This window comes from Paenibacillus sp. P46E (assembly GCF_001909095.1).
Lineage (GTDB): Bacteria > Bacillota > Bacilli > Paenibacillales > Paenibacillaceae > Paenibacillus_AQ > Paenibacillus_AQ helianthi.
In genome coordinates, this window is record NZ_LVYZ01000066.1 from 1 (window position 1) to 20045 (window position 20045).

Annotated in this window: 19 protein-coding genes, 1 riboswitch and 1 other annotated feature; of the genes, 8 read left to right on the forward strand and 11 right to left on the reverse strand. The window is 48.1% G+C overall.

Translation table 11 applies throughout. The annotated features are described in order from the left end of the window. Positions 1 to 203, forward strand: a 203-nt coding sequence (locus A3849_RS24460) for a transposase (RefSeq protein WP_178382791.1), incomplete at its 5' end; no start/stop codon positions are given. A 138-nt stretch (positions 204 to 341) separates the two neighbouring features. Here A3849_RS24460 and A3849_RS24465 read toward each other — a convergent pair. From A3849_RS24465 to A3849_RS24475, 3 genes are read right to left on the reverse strand one after another with little or no spacing between them, the layout of a single operon-like run. Next, positions 342 to 1196, reverse strand: a complete 855-nt coding sequence (locus A3849_RS24465) for a metallophosphoesterase (protein ID WP_074113733.1) — start codon at positions 1194 to 1196, stop codon at positions 342 to 344. After that, positions 1190 to 1567, reverse strand: coding sequence for a hypothetical protein (locus A3849_RS24470; protein WP_074113734.1), 378 nt, complete (start codon positions 1565 to 1567; stop codon positions 1190 to 1192). The genes A3849_RS24465 and A3849_RS24470 overlap by 7 nt, the downstream gene beginning before the upstream one ends. Further along, a complete protein-coding gene (locus A3849_RS24475; protein ID WP_074113735.1) occupies positions 1564 to 2157 on the reverse strand; it encodes a CPBP family intramembrane glutamic endopeptidase in 594 nt (197 codons plus the stop codon). Before A3849_RS24475 ends, A3849_RS24470 begins: the two co-directional genes overlap by 4 nt. Before the next feature lie 65 nt (positions 2158 to 2222). Here A3849_RS24475 and A3849_RS24480 point away from each other — a divergent pair, with 65 nt between their 5' ends. The 7 genes from A3849_RS24480 (at position 2223) to A3849_RS24510 (ending at position 11303) form a co-directional block, all read left to right on the forward strand. Then, positions 2223 to 3128, forward strand: a complete 906-nt coding sequence (locus A3849_RS24480; protein ID WP_074113736.1) for a hypothetical protein — start codon at positions 2223 to 2225, stop codon at positions 3126 to 3128. Between the two features lie 112 nt (positions 3129 to 3240). After that, positions 3241 to 3469 (forward strand) — a binding site (T-box leader). A 243-nt stretch (positions 3470 to 3712) separates the two neighbouring features. After that, positions 3713 to 5305, forward strand: a complete 1593-nt coding sequence (gene serA / locus A3849_RS24485; protein WP_074113737.1) for a phosphoglycerate dehydrogenase — start codon at positions 3713 to 3715, stop codon at positions 5303 to 5305. Positions 5306 to 5594: 289 nt separating this feature from the next. After that, a complete protein-coding gene (locus tag A3849_RS24490; RefSeq protein ID WP_074113883.1) occupies positions 5595 to 6845 on the forward strand; it encodes a methyl-accepting chemotaxis protein in 1251 nt (416 codons plus the stop codon). Positions 6846 to 7344: 499 nt separating this feature from the next. After that, a riboswitch (cyclic di-GMP riboswitch) is annotated at positions 7345 to 7438 on the forward strand. A gap of 110 nt (positions 7439 to 7548) precedes the next feature. Then, the gene (locus A3849_RS24495; protein ID WP_083613647.1) at positions 7549 to 9192 is read left to right on the forward strand and encodes a thiamine pyrophosphate-binding protein; all 1644 of its coding nucleotides are present in this window, start codon (positions 7549 to 7551) and stop codon (positions 9190 to 9192) included. A 75-nt stretch (positions 9193 to 9267) separates the two neighbouring features. Continuing rightward, positions 9268 to 9636 (forward strand): carboxymuconolactone decarboxylase family protein, encoded by a 369-nt coding sequence (locus tag A3849_RS24500; protein WP_074113738.1) that lies wholly within the window; start codon positions 9268 to 9270, stop codon positions 9634 to 9636. Positions 9637 to 9856: 220 nt separating this feature from the next. Then, positions 9857 to 10207, forward strand: a complete 351-nt coding sequence (locus A3849_RS24505) for a hypothetical protein (RefSeq protein ID WP_074113739.1) — start codon at positions 9857 to 9859, stop codon at positions 10205 to 10207. Between the two features lie 103 nt (positions 10208 to 10310). Then, entirely contained in the window at positions 10311 to 11303 is a 993-nt protein-coding gene (locus tag A3849_RS24510; RefSeq protein ID WP_074113740.1) for a 3-oxoacyl-[acyl-carrier-protein] synthase III C-terminal domain-containing protein, read from the forward strand. Between the two features lie 113 nt (positions 11304 to 11416). Here A3849_RS24510 and glpK read toward each other — a convergent pair whose 3' ends face one another. The 8 genes from glpK to A3849_RS24550 form a co-directional block, all read right to left on the reverse strand. After that, entirely contained in the window at positions 11417 to 12910 is a 1494-nt protein-coding gene (gene glpK, locus A3849_RS24515) for a glycerol kinase GlpK (RefSeq protein ID WP_074113741.1), read from the reverse strand. 127 nt (positions 12911 to 13037) lie between these two features. After that, complete coding sequence (locus A3849_RS24520) at positions 13038 to 14477, reverse strand: ATP-binding protein (RefSeq protein WP_074113742.1); 1440 nt, start codon at positions 14475 to 14477, stop codon at positions 13038 to 13040. After that, positions 14478 to 15194: a response regulator transcription factor gene (locus tag A3849_RS24525; protein ID WP_020427515.1), complete on the reverse strand. Its 717-nt coding sequence runs from the start codon at positions 15192 to 15194 to the stop codon at positions 14478 to 14480. A 75-nt stretch (positions 15195 to 15269) separates the two neighbouring features. Beyond that, the gene (gene ccsA, locus A3849_RS24530; RefSeq protein WP_074113743.1) at positions 15270 to 16532 is read right to left on the reverse strand and encodes a cytochrome c biogenesis protein CcsA; all 1263 of its coding nucleotides are present in this window, start codon (positions 16530 to 16532) and stop codon (positions 15270 to 15272) included. Continuing rightward, a complete protein-coding gene (gene resB, locus A3849_RS24535; protein ID WP_074113885.1) occupies positions 16529 to 18199 on the reverse strand; it encodes a cytochrome c biogenesis protein ResB in 1671 nt (556 codons plus the stop codon). Before resB ends, ccsA begins: the two co-directional genes overlap by 4 nt. 14 nt (positions 18200 to 18213) lie before the next feature. Next, positions 18214 to 18738, reverse strand: a complete 525-nt coding sequence (resA, locus tag A3849_RS24540; protein ID WP_074113744.1) for a thiol-disulfide oxidoreductase ResA — start codon at positions 18736 to 18738, stop codon at positions 18214 to 18216. A 111-nt stretch (positions 18739 to 18849) separates the two neighbouring features. Further along, entirely contained in the window at positions 18850 to 19608 is a 759-nt protein-coding gene (locus A3849_RS24545; protein WP_074087583.1) for a pseudouridine synthase, read from the reverse strand. Positions 19609 to 19628: 20 nt separating this feature from the next. Then, positions 19629 to 19973, reverse strand: a complete 345-nt coding sequence (locus A3849_RS24550; RefSeq protein ID WP_074087582.1) for an N-acetylmuramoyl-L-alanine amidase — start codon at positions 19971 to 19973, stop codon at positions 19629 to 19631. Positions 19974 to 20045: the final 72 nt, after the last annotated feature.

Genomic DNA, 20045 nt, shown 5'->3' on the forward strand with positions numbered 1-20045 from the left:
AGGAAGGTTACGGCCTGGCCGTACGCCGAATGACGGAACCGGAAAGTGTATTTGGACAACTGAAAAATAACCGGGGCTTCCGGCGCTTTCTGCTTCGCGGCATGGAAAAAGTGACGCTTGAGGTCGGTTGGCTTTGCCTTGCCCACAATCTCTTGAAGCAAGCTGCAAATGACCAAAAACAAAGAGCAACATTTCTCCAGTGACGGGAGAATCGTTGCTCTTTTGACCTTTTTACGGTTTTGAAAATGAGAAGGGTTTGTCTCTACTCGTAGAAAACTACTTTTGGGACAGCCCCTTTTTAGTATTACTGGACATTGAATTACACTAGCAATCAACTTTTGTTAGTCAGCCAATCTCTCTCGGCTTGAGCCTCTCCGAAGCGTGAGAATATGCATTTCAGATGGACTCCCCCAGCGTAAGGGAAGATGGGCTGTGCCAAAACCACGGCTAATCAGCATTTTTGCTTTGGTTGTAGAACCGTCTTTTCTCGGAAGCACAAAATGACCTGCGTTATACACTTGATAGAAAGGATCAACATGGCGTTGGCCGACAAAGGGCAACACTACCTGTCCTCCGTGCGTATGACCGGCCAGTACCAAATCTGCAGGAATCTCTGATTGCTGCGACAGCCATAGCGGATCATGTACGAGAATAATTCTGCAGAGTGAAGCATCCGGACCCGATAATGGTGTTAAGGGCTGATACGCCTTCTTACCACCCTTCCGCGGAAAGTCCACACCTGTCAGGAGCAGTCTGCTCCCCTTTTTTTCAATAGCGATGCTCTCGTCTTCCAGTAAAATCGCTCCGCTCCCACGTATGATGTTGTCCACCAGTGAAATATTCGCCCTGTAATCATGATTGCCATGCACTGCGTAGACCGGGGCCAGTCCAGCCACCAATGTCATATTATCGTAGAGACGGTTCATAGACCCGCCTTTTTCTGTCAGGTCCCCTCCAAGGAAAACGGCATCCACTTTCCCCTTCATTGGATTCAGTAGCTTTATTGGAAGGCGCCTCCGGTGTATATCTGAGATAAAAAGAATACGGAAGCCTTCAAATGCACCTGGTAAAGCTTCAAGAAATATTTCCTCGGCAATAATCCGGTTTCTGAATGCTGCCACAAGCATCATAGCTGCAAACACTGCAAGTAGCAGCATAATGATTGACAGAATGCCAAGCAGCCAGGAGGCTACCATAATGTATTCAAGTCCGGAGCTCCAATAAGTCCCCAATACAAAAGGAAAAGAAGAAGAAGCAAAAATATTACAATTAATGAGTTGATGAACATTTTGCTAAAACGCAGCCGCTCCGAGGGATAACTTTCTGCACGTGAAGGTGTGGAGCTTTCCTCATCCACTGGTCTTGCTTCCCGTTTTATCTTTTTCCCGGGTTGGACTGCGGAGTGGCGGCTTTTTCTAGACAGGGTTCCCGCAACTGCTGCAGGAGAATCGTTAATTGTCGGCGGGGCTGATAAGGTCCGCGATTCAGTTCTTTTTCTGACAGGAGCAGGCTGTTCAGCTTTATTTGGTTTCTTGCGGGACTTCACCCGGCTAAGTTCCTCGCTCATGACTCCCTCCGGTAACGGATCACAAGACCCGAGAACACATCAATGATAAAGTGGCATAAAATGGGTGCCCAAAGTGTTCCTGTGTGTATGTAGATATATCCCAGCCCGTAGCTGCTGAGGAATACCCACCCTGTTGGAATCCAGTGCCGCAAATAGCGCACATGAATAACAGCAAATAAAATACTTGTCCAATAAGGCCCAAACGAATGCTGAACTGCCCCCCGGAACAACAGCTCCTCGCAAACCGATACAATGGCTGCGATGACAAGGATATGCCATACTGGTCTTTTACCAAAGAGCAGCTCGTTAATTCCGCCATCATCCATGCTATCTTCTGGAACAATATGGGTCAGCAAGAAGTCTACCACCAGCATAATAGCAGCCAGTCCAAGCCCCCAAAACACAAATTGTGCGTTTTCCGGAAAATTTAATATGTGAATGGGGTTTCTTTTCTGTAATAATATCCATATCAAACCGATAATTAAGGTAAGGCCCTGAGTGATATACAAATTAAGTAAAAGAAGCTTATCGGTTAACTGCTGAGGATCGGCTTTTTTAATCCTGATTTCACCAAATTTGAATTTTTTCATTGTAACCTGCCTGTTCTATATTGTTTTTACATAAGATAATTTACCTAGAAGAAGGAGCATTAATTATGAACAGCCGTACCTCCCGCACTCAAATGTTATACACACTAGGTTTTCTGTTATTTCTGATATCCGCATTCGCCGCTTTTTTTACGGGAGTGAAGGTCGGGGCAGACAAAACAGAAGCCAAATACGAACACCTCGATAATAAAGATACCGCAGAGGAATACTCCGGCTCCTATCAGCAGCAGGATCTTGTTACGTTCTATCATAACGTATTTTTGCCCTATCGGGAATTCAAGCGCAATTGGAGCACTGAGCTGGACAACCTGGCACGCAGCACAGATGCGCGTGAGAATGCAGCAACCCTGAAGAATCTGAGCATTCTCGCAGACAAGCAGTATGACAAGGTCACTCAGGATTCGATCTTCACGGGCTCACCTATGCTCTATGAATCCCAATTGAATATTTTGAAGAGCCTGACTTTGTTCTCCCAGGCCTCCAGCAAAGTTAATGCAGGTGCATCAGGGGCTGAAACAGCCAAAGTGCTAAAGAGCGATAAATTCACAGCCAGTGCTGTAAAATTCGGATTACTCGCGCAAAAAAACTTCTATGACTCCATGCTCAAATGGGGCTCGAAAGACAACAGCAAAATTCCTTCGGAAGCCGCTGAGCTAAAGACTCTCTCTTTTATCCAATGGAAAAAAATGCCTCTTCTAGTTAAGAACGCATCCATAGCTGATATGATGTTGAACCGTTCCATCTATGAAGGTTATGACCCACAGGATATTACAGCCAAAATTGACGATATGATCTATTCCGGCACGGCTAGTTCATTGAATCTAAAGGATATTCAATCCGCCGTCACCCTGTTAATTTCCACAGGAGCGGTGCAGGAACAAGATTTCATGAAGTGGCGTGAACAATATTACGGCAAGGAAACCATGCCACAGCTCCCTTTTTTCTATGAGTAGAACCAGCTATTGCATCATAACGAAAAATGAGAGCCACTTCAAGGAGGCTCTTCTTCAATTAGACTATTGACACATCTGGCATCGTCATGTTACATTATGAAAAATTAATCAAGCAAAACCGATGATGGAACAAAGATTCTGCAAGTCTTCAGAGAGCCGGTGGGTGGTGTAAACCGGTGACGGACAGAACTCTTTAGCGCTCCTGAGATATTGTGTCGAACTATACAGTAGGCACAATCGGATCATCTCCGTTACCAGTGTGGCCTTTGCGGGCCAATGAGGCTGCTTCTTCATACGTTGCAGTGAATTAGGGTGGTACCACGACAACTCTCGTCCCTTACTACGGCAGTAGTATGGGGTTGGGAGTTTTTTTGTTATCTAATTTCCAGTTCGATGGCCATACAGGGGCCCTATTTTCAGGATTTTTTGGTCTGCTGCACACTCTTTCTTTTATGCGACAGCGCGTTCCCCCGTTATTCCGACATATTTTTCACTAGTTATTCTGGCTTCTGGTACTGTGGACTGCCTCTTCAGGGCATCCTTGGGCATATATAGCTTTCCAAATTTAAGGAGGACAAGAAACCATGTTTAAAGTACTAGTATCGGATCCGATCAGCGATTTGGGCATTCAGCAATTAATGGACGCAAGTGATGTGACTGTTGACAAAAAGACTGGACTCAGCGAGGACGAGCTTATCGCCATCATTGGCGAATATGATGGCCTGCTCGTACGCAGCCAGACGACTGTAACTGAGAAGATTATTGCTGCGGGCACCAACTTAAAGGTTATTGGACGCGCTGGAGTCGGCGTTGACAATATCAAGCTTGAGGCGGCCACACAGCGGGGTGTCGTTGTTATCAACGCTCCGGACGGCAATACAATCACAACCTGTGAGCATGCTTTTGCTATGATGATGGCACTGGCCCGTCATATTCCGCAGGCTTACGCCAAAACGATCTCCGGTGTGTGGGATAAGAAAACTTTCCTCGGAGTAGAACTGCGCGGCAAAACGCTGGGTGTTCTCGGTATGGGCCGGATCGGGAGTGAAGTAGCCAAGCGTGCCAAAGCCTTTGGCATGAACATTCTTGCCTATGACCCCTTCCTGACCACTGACCGTGCGGAAAAACTGGAAGTGAAGCTGGCTTCAGTAGACGATATCGTACGCGGCGCGGACTTCATCACTGTGCATACTCCGCTCACCCCGGAAACCCGCCATATGATTTCTGGTCCGCAGTTCGAGGTCATGAAAAAAGGCATGCGCATCATCAACTGTGCACGTGGTGGTGTAATTGATGAATTGGCGCTGGTTGAAGCCATCAACAGCGGCATTGTAGCAGGAGCAGCCTTTGACGTATTTGAAAAGGAGCCTCCGCAAGCTGATCATCCATTCCTCTCCCATCCTAAAATCATCGTAACGCCTCATCTTGGCGCTTCCACCGTAGAAGCCCAGGAGAACGTTGCTATCGATGTATCAGAGCAGGTCCTGCATATTCTGCGCAACGAGCCGTTCATTAACGCCGTGAACATCCCTCCTGTTGCTCCAAGTGTGATGAACAAGCTTCAGCCTTACTTCACACTCGGCGAAAAGCTGGGCAGCTTCGCAACACAGCTTACCGATGGCGCGATCAGAGAAATCCAAGTAGAATATGCCGGCGACCTATCCGATGTAGATACACAGCCTCTGACCCGATATATCGTTAAGGGCGTACTTTCCCGCCACTTTGGACCAGATGTGAACATCGTCAATTCGATGCATCTGGCCAAAACCAGTGATGTGAATGTAATTGTGACTAAGGCATCCAAGACCAAGGGATTTACCAACCTCATCACCGTTACCCTGAAGGCAGATCCGGACGAAGAACGTCTGGTTGCGGGAACGCTGCTGCAGGGTTATGGAGAACGGATCGTGCAGGTCAACAAGTTCCCGGTCGATATTGCTCCAGAAGGCCATCAGATTGTAATTTCGCATAACGATAAACCGGGTATTATCGGAGCTGTCGGTACACTGCTTGGGGAGAACGACGTCAATATCGCCTCCATGCAGGTAGGACGTAAAATCGTTGGCGGCGCTGCGATCATGCTGCTCACCGTCGATAAGGCGGTTCCTCAAGCCGTTCTGGTGAAACTGGCAGGACTGCCGGAAATCAACACCGCAGAAGAAATTGTCTTACTGTAAAAAGTAACTCTTGAACAAATGCTCTTTGGAGAGCGGGCATCCGCCTGCTGTTCCAAAGAGTTTTTTTTCTATTTCGGATGTGTCATTCCCCTGAGCCTAAAGCACTAGAAAAATGTACGTTGTCTAAAGTGAACAACATTACCGCACTATTATAAGGAGATTCACACAAAATTCATGCCCGAAAGACCTATTTAAGCATTTTTATGTCAAATTTTACAATAGACCTCTCCCATTGAAACCGCCTATAATATTACAATACACAACATTATTTTAGGAGGAACTTTTTATGATGGACTGGATGAACAAGCTTCCGTTAAAACAGAGAATTAGAGCCGGTTGTTACTTGATTGCCGCTTTATTCGCTGTCCCTGTACTAATTACACTTGTAGTGATGGGCAAGATGATTATCGGGATTATAATGGTGGCGGTATTGGCTGCACTGACCTTCCCTCTCGCACGCTTCATTGAGAGAACGCTTACATCTTCATTCGATGATATCTCCAACGTAACCCACACAATTGCCAAAGGTGACTTTACCACCCGGGCAGATGAGAACGGTTCCATGGGTGATGTCAGCCGTTCCTTCAATACAATGATCGACAAGCTGAAGAAAATACTTACCGAAGCGTCCCAGATTACCCGCCATGTCATGGATGCCAGCCGCGGAATCGAGGACAAGAATCAGAATCTGAAGATCGTAATGGCCCAGGTCTCCTCCTCTTCCAATGAACTGGCTCTTGGTGCAAATGAAATCTCCGTGGACATCGCCGATATGACTGAATCCATCAAAGACATTGAAACCAAGGTTTCGAATTACACAAGCTCTACCAAAGAAATGAACAGACGTTCCATACATACACTAGAATTAGTTGAGAAAGGCCGCCAATCCGTAGATACTCAAGCAGAAGGTATGCGCAAGAATATACAAGCTACCCAGAAGGTTGCCGACACGATTGAAGCACTATCACACAATGCCCGGGGGATCACGATGATCACCAAAACCATTACAGAAATCGCCGAGCAGACCAACCTGCTCTCACTCAATGCATCAATCGAAGCAGCACGCGCGGGTGAACATGGTCGTGGATTCGCTGTTGTAGCCCAGGAAGTACGCAAGCTTGCTGAGGAATCTACAGCCTCCACCAAAGAAGTATTCAGTCTGGTGCGCAGTATTGAGAATGATATCAAGCAAGCGATTGAGAATATTGCCATCAATGAGGAAGTTGTCCAAGTGCAAAATGATATGATCATTGAAACCGCAAATATTTTCGCCCAGATTGTGCAAAGCGTTCAATATATAACCGAACAAATTGCCGCTTTCTCTTCTGAGAGTGACCTCATGCTGGAGAGCGCATTGAAAATCTCTGGAGCAATCGAAAACATTTCTGCTATTACAGAAGAAACTGCGGCGGGAACCCAAGAGGTATCCGCAGCAATGAACGAACAAATAAATGCCCTGCACTCTGTTGCAGAAGAAACAGATAAAATGACTCAAGCAGTATTTCAACTCCAGAAAACGATCCATATCTTCAAATTTTAATCCCCTTTTTCTTAGACCGATTCATATGAAGCGGTCTTTTTTTGTTCACAAAATAATCAATGTTATTTTCAGCAAATTCAGTTTTTTGGCAGCAGCAAGAACCGTTATTTCTTTTGCACTTCTCTCCGCTATTTTTAATGAAAAAAATAAAATGTATGCAATGGGATTGAAAGGGTGTTTTGAACATTAGTCTTATTAACCCAGATATAAAATGAGTACACCTGATTACTCCAATGTAATCCTCCATTTCCATACATAGGGATAGTTCAATATACCTGATATATTTCCGTTTCAATATTTCTTCACAATTTGTATTATTAAGACTTTTTTGCACTAGATTATTTTTTGGATTCGCCCTGTTTTACAACTCAACCGGACATCTTCTTACAATTGACATTGTTCGTTAATTTCGTCATAAACTGAGCTTTTCAGCACAAATATATTGACAAGAGAGGAGTTAGAAATATATTGTAAAGTAAAAATATGCATTATTTTCAATACATCATAACGGCAAAATTCTCCGAAAGGGAATGACGCAAAGCCATGGATCTACAGTCTCATTTTTATGGGACCAAGACAGCCAGGTTGCTGAACAACCGAAGGTCTGGGAAACCCCCGTTCTTAACGGTTATTCATTGCAGCCGACCTGTACTCTCGTGAGTGCAGGTTTTCTATTGTTGGCTAAATAAAAAACATTGGGTGGGTGGATTATCTGAAAACGGTCGCAGATTATATGGCTGAGGCACTACGAAACCTCGGCGTAACACATTCCTTTGGCATAATCGGCAAGTCTATTTGTCCCGTAGTTCTAAAAATGGTAGATTACGGGATTGAATTTATTCCTGGCAGACATGAGTCCAGTTCCGGGTTCGAAGCAGCAGGTTATGCTCTCAAAACCGGCAGGCTGGGTGTAGCTTTTGGGACCTCGGGGCCAGGCGGAACCAATCTTCTTACTGCTGCAGCGCATGCAAAAGCGAACAACCTGCCTGTACTATTCATTACAGGGCATCAATCTATCAAGGAACTGGGAATTCCACAGTGCCAGGATTCTTCGTCATATCTGGCTGACCTGGCAGACATGTTCAGACCGGCTACACTCTTCAGTAAACTGGTGGAGCGAGGCGATCATTTCAGCACCTTATTTAACCATGCTATTTCCATCGCTCTGGGCGGGCAGCGTGGTCCGGTCCATTTATGTATACCGTTTGATGTGCAGACGGAAATGCTGGAAGAATGCCGGATAGTGATTCCAGAGCGTGAACATCTCGTAAGCACTGCTAATTTCGAACGTGTAATTTCAGCAATTAATACCTCTAGCAATCCTCTTATTATTGCCGGCAAAGGGGTTAACCGTTCTATTGCACACCAAGAGCTTATTCAGCTGGCTGAAACTTTTAACATCCCTGTTGTTACCTCACCGGGAGGAAAAGGTGCGATCCCTTGGGATCACCCGTTATACCATGGACCAATCGGTGTTGGCGGCTGCAAGCACGGTGATGATTTATTGAACCGCAGTGATCTGTTCATTGTGCTTGGATCACGTCTGAGTGACATGACGATCTGCAATCTAAAGGCTGAAAATCACCCTAAAACACTTATCCAATTTGATGTTGACCCTACCTTCGTAGGAAAAATTTTATCTTCACAGACCATCTCTATAGGCGGCGATTTACGCGATAATTTGTCTTTTTATCTAAAGAATATAGATACTGCCGCTATAAAAAAACACATAACAGAAACCGATGTTGATTATGCGGAAGAGTTGCCTGTTCTCTCCAAGCTGTCACTAGCTTCGGTTATGAGTACCCTAAGCGATTTGATTCCTTACAACAACACCGTTTTTGTGGATGACGGCAGCCATGGCTTCAACGCTGTAAAATGGTACAACGTGAAAAAACCGGGCAGTTTTGTCTTTGATGCCTATTTTGCCTGCATGGGCAATTCCATTGGCATGGCCATTGGCGCTAAGGTCGCTTCTCCTGAAGAAACTATTTTCTGCATAACCGGGGATGGCTGCTTCATGATGCTTGGTGCTGAAATCAATACTGCAGTCTGCAAGAATATTCCGGTAATCTTTATCGTAGTGAACAACATGCAGCTGGATATGGCACTTAAGGGAATGGAGAAAACCACAGGCAGAATTGACGGTACAATCTTCGAGGTACCTATGGATGCCGTGAAATTCGCTGAGTCGCTCGGAGCCACGGGCTATAGATGCGAAACTACTGAGCAATTCAACAATGCTGTACAAGCTGCAGTCGCGTCAAACCGTGTAGCTGTCATTGAGCTGTTGACGGACCGTGACGAAGTGCCTCCAACGGCCCATAGGACGTTGAATCTCAACTAAGTTCATAGCAGCGGTAAGAATCAAGCTTACTATGGCCGATTCCTTGCCGCTCATCAAAATTCAGGAGGCATCTCTGTGGAAAACACCAGTAACAGCGGTCTAAAGCATTTTACCAACCTATCCGGCGACTACGGTGCCAAGGCACTGGCTCCAATTAAAGAGCATTTCCCCGAACTGGCCGAGTACATCATGGGCAACGCTTACGGGGATATTTTTCAGCGCACAACGATTGGTTCTGATTGGAAAGAAATTGCTGTTATTTCTTCTTTGATTACTATGGGGCAATTTGAACAGCTCGGAGTCCATTATGTGATGGCGCTCCGCGTCGGAATAACTGTGGACCAGATCAAGGGAATCTTACTCCACCTGGTGCCTTGTATCGGTGCTCCAAGAGTCATTTCAGCCTTTAATGTGCTGCTTGCAACGCTTGAGGAAATCCAATAAATTCTTCTTCAACAATTTTATACACAATTCGACTTTTTTCTTGCTTATTTGAGAAATATATGATTATATTAGAGGGAAAATATCCCAAAACTATAGTTTTCGTGTCGAATCAAAGCGTAAAACCAAAAGTTATTTGGATATATTCTATGACTGAACGACAACGTACAGTCGACATTTCCGTTAATCGTTTCACACATTTAATTTTGGGAGAGATGAGCACATGGGTAAATTTATTTTGAAAACCGATTCTGTTAACAAGGTCATTAATATTGAATTAGAAGGCACTTTCTCCAATGAGGATGGTCTCAAATCGATTCAAGCTTATCAGCAGACCGTTAACCCGATCACACCTTCAGAATACGCACTGCAGATTGACTGCAGAAAACTAAATGTTACTGCTCCTGATGTTGTGCCTCTGCTGGAAGGCTGCTTCATCATGTTCAAAGCTGATGGTTTTGAAAAAGTAAGCCTGACCCTTGAAAATAACCCTATCCTTAAAATGCAACTCGCACGTCTCGGCCGTAAAGCTGGACTTGATAACCTGGAGATTGTTTCAACTGTTCAATCTTAAGTATTGTTTCAAGACTCACCAGCCTGAATGATGGTTGTGAAGCAAGTTTTGTACAAAACTTGAGGGCGGGAAGAATCGCTCATTAACTTTTAGGAGGATTACCATGGCCGGGATACGGATTAAGGACATTGATATCTATCATCCAAGCAAAAAGATTGGCAACGACTTTTTCATACAACATTTTGACGAAAAAGGTATTGATATCCGTGGCCTCCTGGCTACTCTTGGCCGTGATAACCGCTATAGCATCGACAGCAATGAAGAGAATTCTCTGACCATGGCTTTTGAGGCGGCAAGCAACGTACTGGACAAGACCGGGCTTACCGGGGCTGACATCGACCTGATTGCCTATGCCAGTCAGACTCCTGAATACATCTTCCCGACGAACTCACTCATGATTCACCGATTAATCGGTGGGGCTTCCCACACCATTTGCATCGACAGTAATGCCAACTGTGCAGGTATGACTGCCTCGGTGGAACAGGTAAGCCGCCAAATGATCGCCAATCCAAGAATCCGCCGCGCACTGGTAATCGGTTCAGACCACGTTGCTCCGCATGCGGATAAAAACGATCCTGTCTATTTTGCCAACTTTGGTGATGCTGCCGCTGCTGTTATTCTGGAGCGGGACGAGAATTCGGTGGGCTTCATTGATTCTATATATCAGACAGACACATGTGTCTATGGGAACTCGATGTTTCCTGCGGAAGGCTTAGCTAACCTTGGACGCGGTGGTGTAGGTGCCGGAGAGTTCAATGTGAAGTTCATTCCTTTTGATGACTCCATCTGTGTAGATGCAGCCTCGGAATCAATCAATACATTGCTGAGCAATAATGAGATCGCTCCCGAGTCTATCAAAGCCGCCTGCTTCTCACAGCTGTCTCTCCCTAATATTCGCGCCGTATCTGACAAAATAGGCATCGACACCGACGTTGCGGTCTACATCGGCGATGAATTCGGCTATACTTCGACAAGCAGTCCTTTTGTCGCCCTGCACAAAGCAGTGACTACTGGAATGATTGAACGCGGTGACAAAGTGCTCTTCTGGACCGTTGGCGCAGGCTGGCAAAATGTTGCTTTTGTAATGGAATACTAAACATTATTCGTGATACCTAAAATGGCCCGCAAGCAGATCATCTGCTTGCGGGCCATTTGCGATTAGTCTATCTAATAAGTTCGCTGCTCTGATAGCGATTCATTCCATACTCGTTAACGGTGACCTTCATGCTTCTCCCAGCCCATGGTCCGCGACACAGCATCCTGCCAGGCATGGTAACGAAGCTCACGCTCTGCCGGCTCCATAGCAGGCGAGAATACCTTCTCAGCCTTATTAAAGCTATCGAGCTGTTCCCGGTTCCAAATCCCTGACGTAAGGCCGGCAAGCAGTGCTGCCCCCAGTGCGGTAGTCTCCGCATACATGGTACGTGTAACCTCACTGCCTAGAATATCCGCTTGAAACTGCATGAGCAGATCGTTGCGCACCGCGCCTCCATCGACCCGCAGTCCCGTGAGCGGCATGCCTGCATCCTTTTCCATCGCACCGATTACATCTCTTGATTGAAAAGCAAGGGATTCCAGGGTAGCCCGTACCAGATGACCTGCAGTAGTTCCGCGTGTCAAGCCAAAAACCGCTCCGCGGGCATACATGTCCCAGTAGGGTGCTCCCAGTCCTGTGAAGGCCGGAACGACTACAACACCTTCACTGTCCTCCACTTCCCCCGCTTTTCCCTCTGAGTCTGCAGGACCTTCAATCAGCCCCAGGCCTTCATGCAGCCATTGCACCGCTGCTCCGGCTACAAACACGCTGCCCTCAAGGGCATAATACAATTCATCTCCCATACCCCAAGCCACCGTTGTCAGCAGTCCGTGGCTGGAAGCCACCGCCTCAGTGCCGGTATTCATAAGGATAAAACAGCCCGTGCCGTATGTATTCTTGGCACTTCCGGCTTCAAGACAGGTATGCCCAAACAAAGCGGCCTGCTGATCTCCCAGCACCGAGCGAATTGGAATTTGAGCTCCAAACCATTTACTACTTGCTGCTCCGAATTCCCCTCCGGACATTCTTACTTCGGGCAGAATTGAACGAGGTATCCTAAGCTCGGCAATCAACTGCTCATCCCATATCCGCTCGTGCAGATTGTAGAGCATGGTGCGCGAGGCATTCGTCACATCCGTTGCATGTACAGATCCTCCTGTGAGCTTCCAGATCAGCCAGGTATCGATAGTTCCTCCAAGTAGTTCGCCCCGCTCCGCACGCTCACGCGCCCCAGGAACATGATCCAGAATCCAGGCTAGCTTGGTTGCTGAGAAGTAGGCATCCACTACAAGTCCAGTCCTGGCAGCAATCACATCCGCAAGTCCGCGCCGTTTCAGTTCTTCGCACTGCTCGGCCGTTCGGCGGTCTTGCCAGACGATGGCCGGGTAGATAGGCTTCCCGCTGTCCTTCTCCCAGATCAAAACGGTTTCCCTCTGATTGGTAATACCGATAGCTGATATCTCGTCAGCGGGCCTCCCGCTTCCTCTTATGGCCTCTCTGGCTGCCGCCAGCTGTGTCTCCCAGATTTGATTAGGATCATGCTCCACCCATCCCGGCCGGGGAAATGACTGGCTGATCTCAAATTGCCCCTGAGAGATCATCCCTGCTTCATAATCGAACAAGATCGCGCGCGAACTTGTAGTTCCTTGGTCTAATGATAAAATCATCTCTATAGGCCTCCTAAAACTGGCTTCGTAAGCATAGCGGTATGTTCCACGGTGAACAAGATTAATGTGGTGGTTTCAACAAAAAGCACCTCTGCGGTCAGAGGCGCTGTCATACGTTGTCTTGGGTTTACTGTTTTTCGACAGGAAGCCGCAGAATGAACTCGGTTCCTTCGCCCAGCCTGCTGGAAGCCGTGATGGTTCCGCGATGCGATTCGACGATATTCTTAACGATAGCGAGTCCAAGCCCGGTCCCCCCGGTTTCTCCCCGTACTCGGGCTTTGTCCGCTTTGTAGAAGCGTTCAAATATAAATGGAAGATCCTCCGGAGGAATACCTACCCCTTCATCCCGGATTGCAATCTCCAGATAACGGCGGCCTTCTAATACAGCAGAGCCCGTTAGAACCTTGATGTGTTTATCCGCAGGAGTATGCCGAAATGCATTGTCCAGCAGATTGGTCAGCACCTGCTCCAGCTTGTCTTCGTCAGCCGCTTTGAGAAGCGGTGTATCGTTACCGAAATTCAGTTCGAGGTGGATTCCCCGCTCCTTGGCCCGAACAGAAAATTTACGGTACACCCGTTCCAGAAGTGCCTCCATATCTACCGGGACCTTCATCATATCGGTGTGGCCGGCTTCCATGCGTGCAAGATCGAGCAGATCCTTCACCAGCCGGCCCATCCGCAGAGACTCGTCATGAATAACTTGAACTAGCTCACTGCTCTCCTCAGGAGAAGAAGCCATACCGTCCAGCAAGGCTTCACTGTACCCCTGCATCATCGATAGAGGAGTACGGATCTCGTGTGAAACATTAGCGACGAAGTCGCGGCGCATCTTCTCAAGCTTCACCTCTTCAGTGACATCACGCAATACAGCCACTACTCCTCGAATGGCATCGTCCGAGTATAGCGGAGCCATGTGTACTGACCAGACTCCCTGACGTACATGCACCTGGGAGCGTTGATCCCCACCCTGACTCAGTGTACTGAAGAATAAGGGCCGTAAGGGAGGTGGTACTGCACTGTCATTCCCCCCTTGCGGATAGACCTCGGATTCACTCTCCTGCTCCCAGCTCAGATCACTCCACGTCTCCAGCAGAGCCTGGCCATGCGGGTTGGTCAATATGATCTGCCCCTCGACATCAAAGGTGAGCACTGCATCGCTCATGCTCCGCAGAACACTGGACAGATGTCCCTTCTCATGATTCAGGCTGCGGATATTTTCTTCCAGTTCTTCCGCCATATGGTTGAAGGAGGTAGCCAACTGGCCGATTTCGTCACTGGTCACCAGTGTGAGTCTCGTCCCGTATTCGCCCTTGCGAATGTTATTCGCCGCTTCAATGACCTGCTGCATTGGCTGTGTGATCTTGGTGAACAGGAACAAGGCAAAAAACGTCGTTAAGGAAAACCCTATCATACAAACATAAGTGAACAAGCGTTTGATCGCCCCGGAATTGGCGAAGTTGCTGTCGATATAGGGCAGCAGGAACAACCCCAGTGTGATAAGCACGACAGCAACCAGACAGATGATCGTGATCCACAGCTTCCCGACAAGACTTCTCCAGAATTTCACTTATTTGGGCACCTCTAACTTATAGCCTACTCCCCATACCGTGGTAATCATCGCTGCCGATTCCGGTGATACTTTATTGAGCTTCTCACGAAGTCTTTTGACATGTGTATCCACTGTTCGCAAATCCCCGAAGAATTCATAATTCCACACATCCTTCAGCAGTTCTTCGCGCGAGAACACCTTGTCCGGTGAAATAGCCAAATAATGCAGCAGCTCGTACTCTTTCGGAGTCAGGCTTACTTCCTGGCCGCCGGCAGTTACCCGGTGTGCATCATGTTCAATGATAAGATGGGGAAATACGATATTGTTGCTGGAATTGCTCTCTTTGGACAAAAAGGCTGTCGCAGAGGAGCGGCGCATAATCGCTTTTACCCGGTAGATCACTTCACGGGGGCTAAAAGGCTTGACGACATAATCGTCTGCCCCCATCTCGAAGCCTTGCACCCGGTTGATCTCCTCACCTTTGGCTGTAAGCATCAGAACGGGTGTCGATTTGACACCCCGGAGTCTCGTCAACACTTCTATGCCATCGATCCCAGGCAACATCACATCCAGCAGAATCAGGCCGTAGTCATTGGCCGTTGCTTTGCGAAGTGCGATTTCTCCGTCTTCCGCTTCATCAATCTCGTAACCTTCTTTTTCAAGATACATCTTAAGCAGGCGGCGAATGCGCTCCTCGTCATCCACCACCAGTATTCTGTTCAAATGCTCTGCCATTTCACAACAACCCCTTCATCAATTACAGTACAACGATACTCTCAGGTATTAGTGCCTCTTCGGCAGATTGTTGATTCAGTCTGTTCCGGCGTAGGAATGTAATCCGGCAATCACCAGATTAACTCCAACCAGGGTAAACATTACGACCAGAAAGCCGAGTACGGCGAGCCATGCGGATTTGCGCCCCTGCCATCCGCGGGCCAGCCGCAGATGCAGATAGGCGCTGTAGAACAGCCAAGTGACCAGTGCCCAGACTTCTTTGGGGTCCCATCCCCAAAACCGGCCCCAGGCCACTTGTGCCCATATCATTGCAAAAATCAAAGCCCCCAGTGTAAAGATCGGGAAGCCAATGGCAATCGCCCGGTACGTAATTTCATCGAGGTCATTCTCATCAATTCCATCCAGTACAGGATGAATCGCTCTGCCCAGCGGTCTGCGGGCAACCAGACGCAGAATTCCATATAAAACCGCACCGGAAATCAGCGACCAGAGAACCGTATTGAATTTACGTCCGGCATTGACGCCATTCATCCAGGATGGCGCTTCGAAAAGCGGCTCCTTCATTCCAAGAAACGGCTGGAAGCTCTCAATTTCGCTATGGTAAGGTGCCACGATTGGTGGCATTTTATAACTCACTTTCTCTATTGTACTATCTCCCTGCCCGGGGCTGTCAATCGTAACGTTAGAACGAACGAAAACCGTTTCGTATCCTGCGCCGCGAAATGCAAAAACCGATCCAAGGAACCCAATTATAACAATGATTGAGAACAGAGTAAATTCGACCAGACGCTGCTGCTTGCGGTCACTCTTCTCCTTGCTGGTGAAATCTACGGTACGCAGGAGATACATCAGGCCAGCGGCAAAACCAACGGCAAAGAAAGATTCGCCCAGCGCGGCCAGCGTGACATGGATATTCAGATATATCGATTTCAGTGAAGGGATCAGCGGCTGAACCTCCTGGGGGAATACTGCCGCATAGGCCATGACTATGATGGAGATCGGCACCGCAAAGACTCCGAGAATAATCTTGCGGTATATAGAGAAAATCACGGTAAAAGCGACCATGACCATCATGGATAAAAACGTCATGAATTCGTACATGTTGCTGACCGGAATATGCCCTGAACCGGACCAGCGGGTGAAGAAATAAGCAAGATGACAGACCAGACCCAAGGAAGATACGATAAAGGCGATCCTACCCCAGCGGGCGGTATGCTCTTCCGGCTTCCTGCCGGACCATTTCCGGCCCATGATCGCAATGGTGTACAACATGAACGACCCGCTGTATAAAAAAAATGCGGCAATAAAGACGTCACTGCTGAAGTCGAGCAAGCTCATGCCAGGCCTCCCCCGTTGTCCAGAGATTTTTCATCCACGGTCAAATCTGCCTTCGCCAGAATCGAAACGATCTCACGGCGGAAGCCGAACCAATTCTTATTCGTATGGCCTCCGAGTACCAGCTCTCCTTGATCGATAGCCAGCCATATCCGCCTATGCTGCCAGTAGAAGCCAAGGACCAATCCGAGCATGACAATCCCTGCCCCGATCCATACAAAAGGCATCGCCCGGTCCACACGTATGTTCAAGTAAGCCGTAGACTCCGAGAAATCCACATCGCTCATGCTGCCTACCTCAAGCTCCAGGAACCGCCTGCTGCCGCCAAGCTTGTCATTGATGGCTTCCATCTGGAACTTTTCCTTGTCCACCTGTTTCGGAAAATAGAAATATTGCTGTCCTCCGGCTGGCAGATCCGGCCCCGTAATCAGGAAAAGGAAGGCCGGAGCATTCGGATAGGGAGATATGGATACCGGCTGACCTTCATCGTTCAAACCGAAATCCATATATTTCTCTTTTAGTTCCAGCGTATAAGGGCCAGCCTGAAATGTCCGCTGCGGATTTTTCATATCCAGCTTGAACTTGCCGTAGACCTTACCGCTCTTGGAATTTGTGAGTTCCGGCTGCACCGAGCGCAGCACCGGGGTGAGGTCATAGTCAAACTGATACGCTTTCAAACCTTTGTAGCTCAGCGGTGAATTCACCTGAATATCATGTCTGGCCACCTCGGCCAGCTGCGGCTCCTTCGAAGGATCCGTGCAGTCTGCAGTACATTCATAGAGAACAGCTTTAGTTTCGTAAAGTTTCGGAAGGATTTTGGTCCCGCGGAATTCCTTGGGCATTTCTTCCTCCGTATAGAATTCAACGGTAAACTTCTCGTTCTTGAGATAATAAGTAGTGTCCGGAATCCTCACGGCTTCACCTTGCTGAAAAGCCAGATGCTGATCCATGTTCAGCCCTGGAAGTCCTCTGGCTAATACAGCCAATAAAAAAATAATCAGGCCAATATGGATGACATAAGGCCCCCAGCGGCTAAACCGGTGTTTCTCGGCGAGCAGTGCGCCTCCCTCAGTCCGTACACGGTAACCCTTTTTCTCAAGCGGCTTCACCAGACGAGCGACCCAGGCTTCAGGCTCATCCTGCAGCTCCGTCACAAGCACTACCTTTTGGCGGGTCAGGAATTGCCTATGCTTGCGAATCTTTTGCCGGGTTAACGCCTTGTACAGGGGGAGCACACGGTCCAGGCTGCAGATGACCAGTGAAGCTCCAATAAGCACAAGCAGCGATACGAACCACCAGGATTCATAGGTGTGCGAAAGGCCGAGTTTATAGTAAATCTCCCCGGCTGTTCCGTACGTTTCTTGATAATAGGTTGATGCGTCAATATTGAGAAAAGTGCTCTCCTGGGGAAATATCGTTCCCAGCATGGATCCTAGCAATGTAAGCACTATCAGGTAAATAGCGATCTTGACCGAGGAGAAAAAATTCCACACCAGGTCGATCACCCCCGGATTCACCCGCTGTGAACGCCGGGCTACACCGTCATACCGCATTTCCAGATTGCCTGCTGAGATCTGTTCCTCACCGTCGACCGGCTTGCCACAGGCCTCGCAAAGGACCGTTCCCACCGGATTTTGATGGCCGCATTCACATTTGGTATTAGTAATCAGGGGTCTCTTATCCGTCACGGCTCCACCAGCTTCCTGATCTGGTCGTCAAGCGTGCCGAGATCCAGCTGTCCGATATGAATGCTGTCTACCCTGCCCTTCGTATTAATGAAGAAGGTGGTTGGAAGCGGTGACACACCATAGCTGCGGACGGCATCGCGGCCACTATCCATGACCACAGGAAAATTGATATCAACGAGTTTGACAAAATTCTCGACCGTCATCTGATCCTCACCGACATTTACGCCTACAACCACTACGCCCTGGTCTTTCCACTTCTCCCACTGTGCCTGCAGTGCAGGCATCTCCTTGACGCAAGGAGCGCACCAGGACCCCCAGAAATTAAGCACTACGGACTTGCCCTTGTATTCGTTCAACGTATGGGTCTGGCCATCAAGCCCGAGCAGTTCAAAAGACGGGGCTTTACCGCCTTCCTTAGGCTTGCCGTCCCCTCCAAATACCGAGGAACCGATTGCATAACCTCCAAGCAGAAGTATTACGAACAGAATAATGATTTGAACCGGCTTTCTCGCTTTGCCCACACGCCAGGCCCCCTTCTGTGACGCAACTCATTACTTTAGTTGTTAGGTGTGAACATCCTATGAACATTATAACGAATATTGTCACAGTTTTAGGAGGGGGAATTGTGAACTTTATGTGTCTTTGCGAGTCGGGTTAGCTTTTAGCATCCCTGCTTTGGCAATTTGCTGGAGATGATTGATCTCATCCTTGGTCAAATGGCGGTATGAGCCGCGTTTGAGATTCTGCAGCAGGATATCCCCGAAAGAGATCCGTTTCAAGCGGATGACGGGATGGGAAATCGCTTCGAACATGCGCCGTACCTGCCGGTTGCGGCCTTCATGAATCGTAATGCTGATGACTGTTTCTTTGTTTACTTCATCAATATCCTTGTATTCGACTTCTGCCGGAGCGGTCATACCGTCTTCCAGCTTGATGCCGGCTTTGAGCTTGTCCAGCGCGGTTCCATGCGGAACCCCCTTGACCGTGGCAAGATACGTTTTGGGTACATGGTGCTTCGGATGTGTGAGCAGGTTGGCAAACTCCCCGTCGTTCGTCAGCAGCAGCAGCCCTTCCGTATCGTAGTCCAGACGGCCTACAGGGTATACGCGTTCTTTGATGCCTTTCAGGTAATCCGTTACCACCTTGCGTCCCTTATCGTCGGATGCGCTTGTAATTACACCCTTAGGCTTATTGAACATAATGTAGATTTTGTTCTCGCCCCGGATTAGTCTACCGGCGACCTTGATTATATCTGTTGCGGGGTCCACCTTCGTGCCAAGCGTAGTTACGAGTTCCCCGTTGACTTCCACTTTACCGGCCAAAATCATTTCTTCACACTTGCGTCTCGACGCTACACCTGCCTGCGCCAATATTTTCTGTAATCTTTCCATTTTCGACTATTCACCTCAGGTTAATGATAACCATCAGCGGGATAAATCACAAGTTCATTCCATGGAAAAAATGCTCCTGGACAGGTTTTTGTGTGGGTTTCCACCACTAGCGGGTCCATTTGATAACGTGAAGCCAATTCCAATATGAGTTTGCTGGCCGCAAACAGCTGAACCCCTCGCTCAGACACAGGCGGCAATGTATCCTCTTCCCCGAAGTTGCCTTCCAGGCACACATGAACATATTCCGGGTCTGTCAACAGCGGTGCTGCGTAAATCGAGCCATCTGCTCCTACCCAAAAATCAAAGCCTTTGCCATTAATGGACGGACAGCGGGAATGATGCAGAATAAAACCTTTATACTCCATCGTCTTTCAGACTCCCTCCGTATTGCTGCAATAGCATATGATGTAGGGGGGAACGGGGTGAGGGGGTATTTG

Excerpts from the sequence above, each read along its gene's own strand:
- A3849_RS24490 (WP_074113883.1), top strand. The coding sequence starts at position 5,595 with ATGGACTGGATGAACAAGCTTCCGTTAAAACAGAGAATTAGAGCCGGT.
- A3849_RS24465 (WP_074113733.1), bottom strand. The coding sequence starts at position 1,196 with ATGGTAGCCTCCTGGCTGCTTGGCATTCTGTCAATCATTATGCTGCTA.
- ccsA (WP_074113743.1), bottom strand. The coding sequence starts at position 16,532 with ATGAGCTTGCTCGACTTCAGCAGTGACGTCTTTATTGCCGCATTTTTT.
- A3849_RS24525 (WP_020427515.1), bottom strand. The coding sequence starts at position 15,194 with ATGGCAGAGCATTTGAACAGAATACTGGTGGTGGATGACGAGGAGCGC.
- A3849_RS24510 (WP_074113740.1), top strand. The coding sequence starts at position 10,311 with ATGGCCGGGATACGGATTAAGGACATTGATATCTATCATCCAAGCAAA.
- A3849_RS24470 (WP_074113734.1), bottom strand. The coding sequence starts at position 1,567 with ATGAGCGAGGAACTTAGCCGGGTGAAGTCCCGCAAGAAACCAAATAAA.
- A3849_RS24550 (WP_074087582.1), bottom strand. The coding sequence starts at position 19,973 with ATGGAGTATAAAGGTTTTATTCTGCATCATTCCCGCTGTCCGTCCATT.
- A3849_RS24545 (WP_074087583.1), bottom strand. The coding sequence starts at position 19,608 with ATGGAAAGATTACAGAAAATATTGGCGCAGGCAGGTGTAGCGTCGAGA.
- A3849_RS24475 (WP_074113735.1), bottom strand. The coding sequence starts at position 2,157 with ATGAAAAAATTCAAATTTGGTGAAATCAGGATTAAAAAAGCCGATCCT.
- A3849_RS24480 (WP_074113736.1), top strand. The coding sequence starts at position 2,223 with ATGAACAGCCGTACCTCCCGCACTCAAATGTTATACACACTAGGTTTT.
- serA (WP_074113737.1), top strand. The coding sequence starts at position 3,713 with ATGTTTAAAGTACTAGTATCGGATCCGATCAGCGATTTGGGCATTCAG.
- A3849_RS24505 (WP_074113739.1), top strand. The coding sequence starts at position 9,857 with ATGGGTAAATTTATTTTGAAAACCGATTCTGTTAACAAGGTCATTAAT.
- glpK (WP_074113741.1), bottom strand. The coding sequence starts at position 12,910 with ATGATTTTATCATTAGACCAAGGAACTACAAGTTCGCGCGCGATCTTG.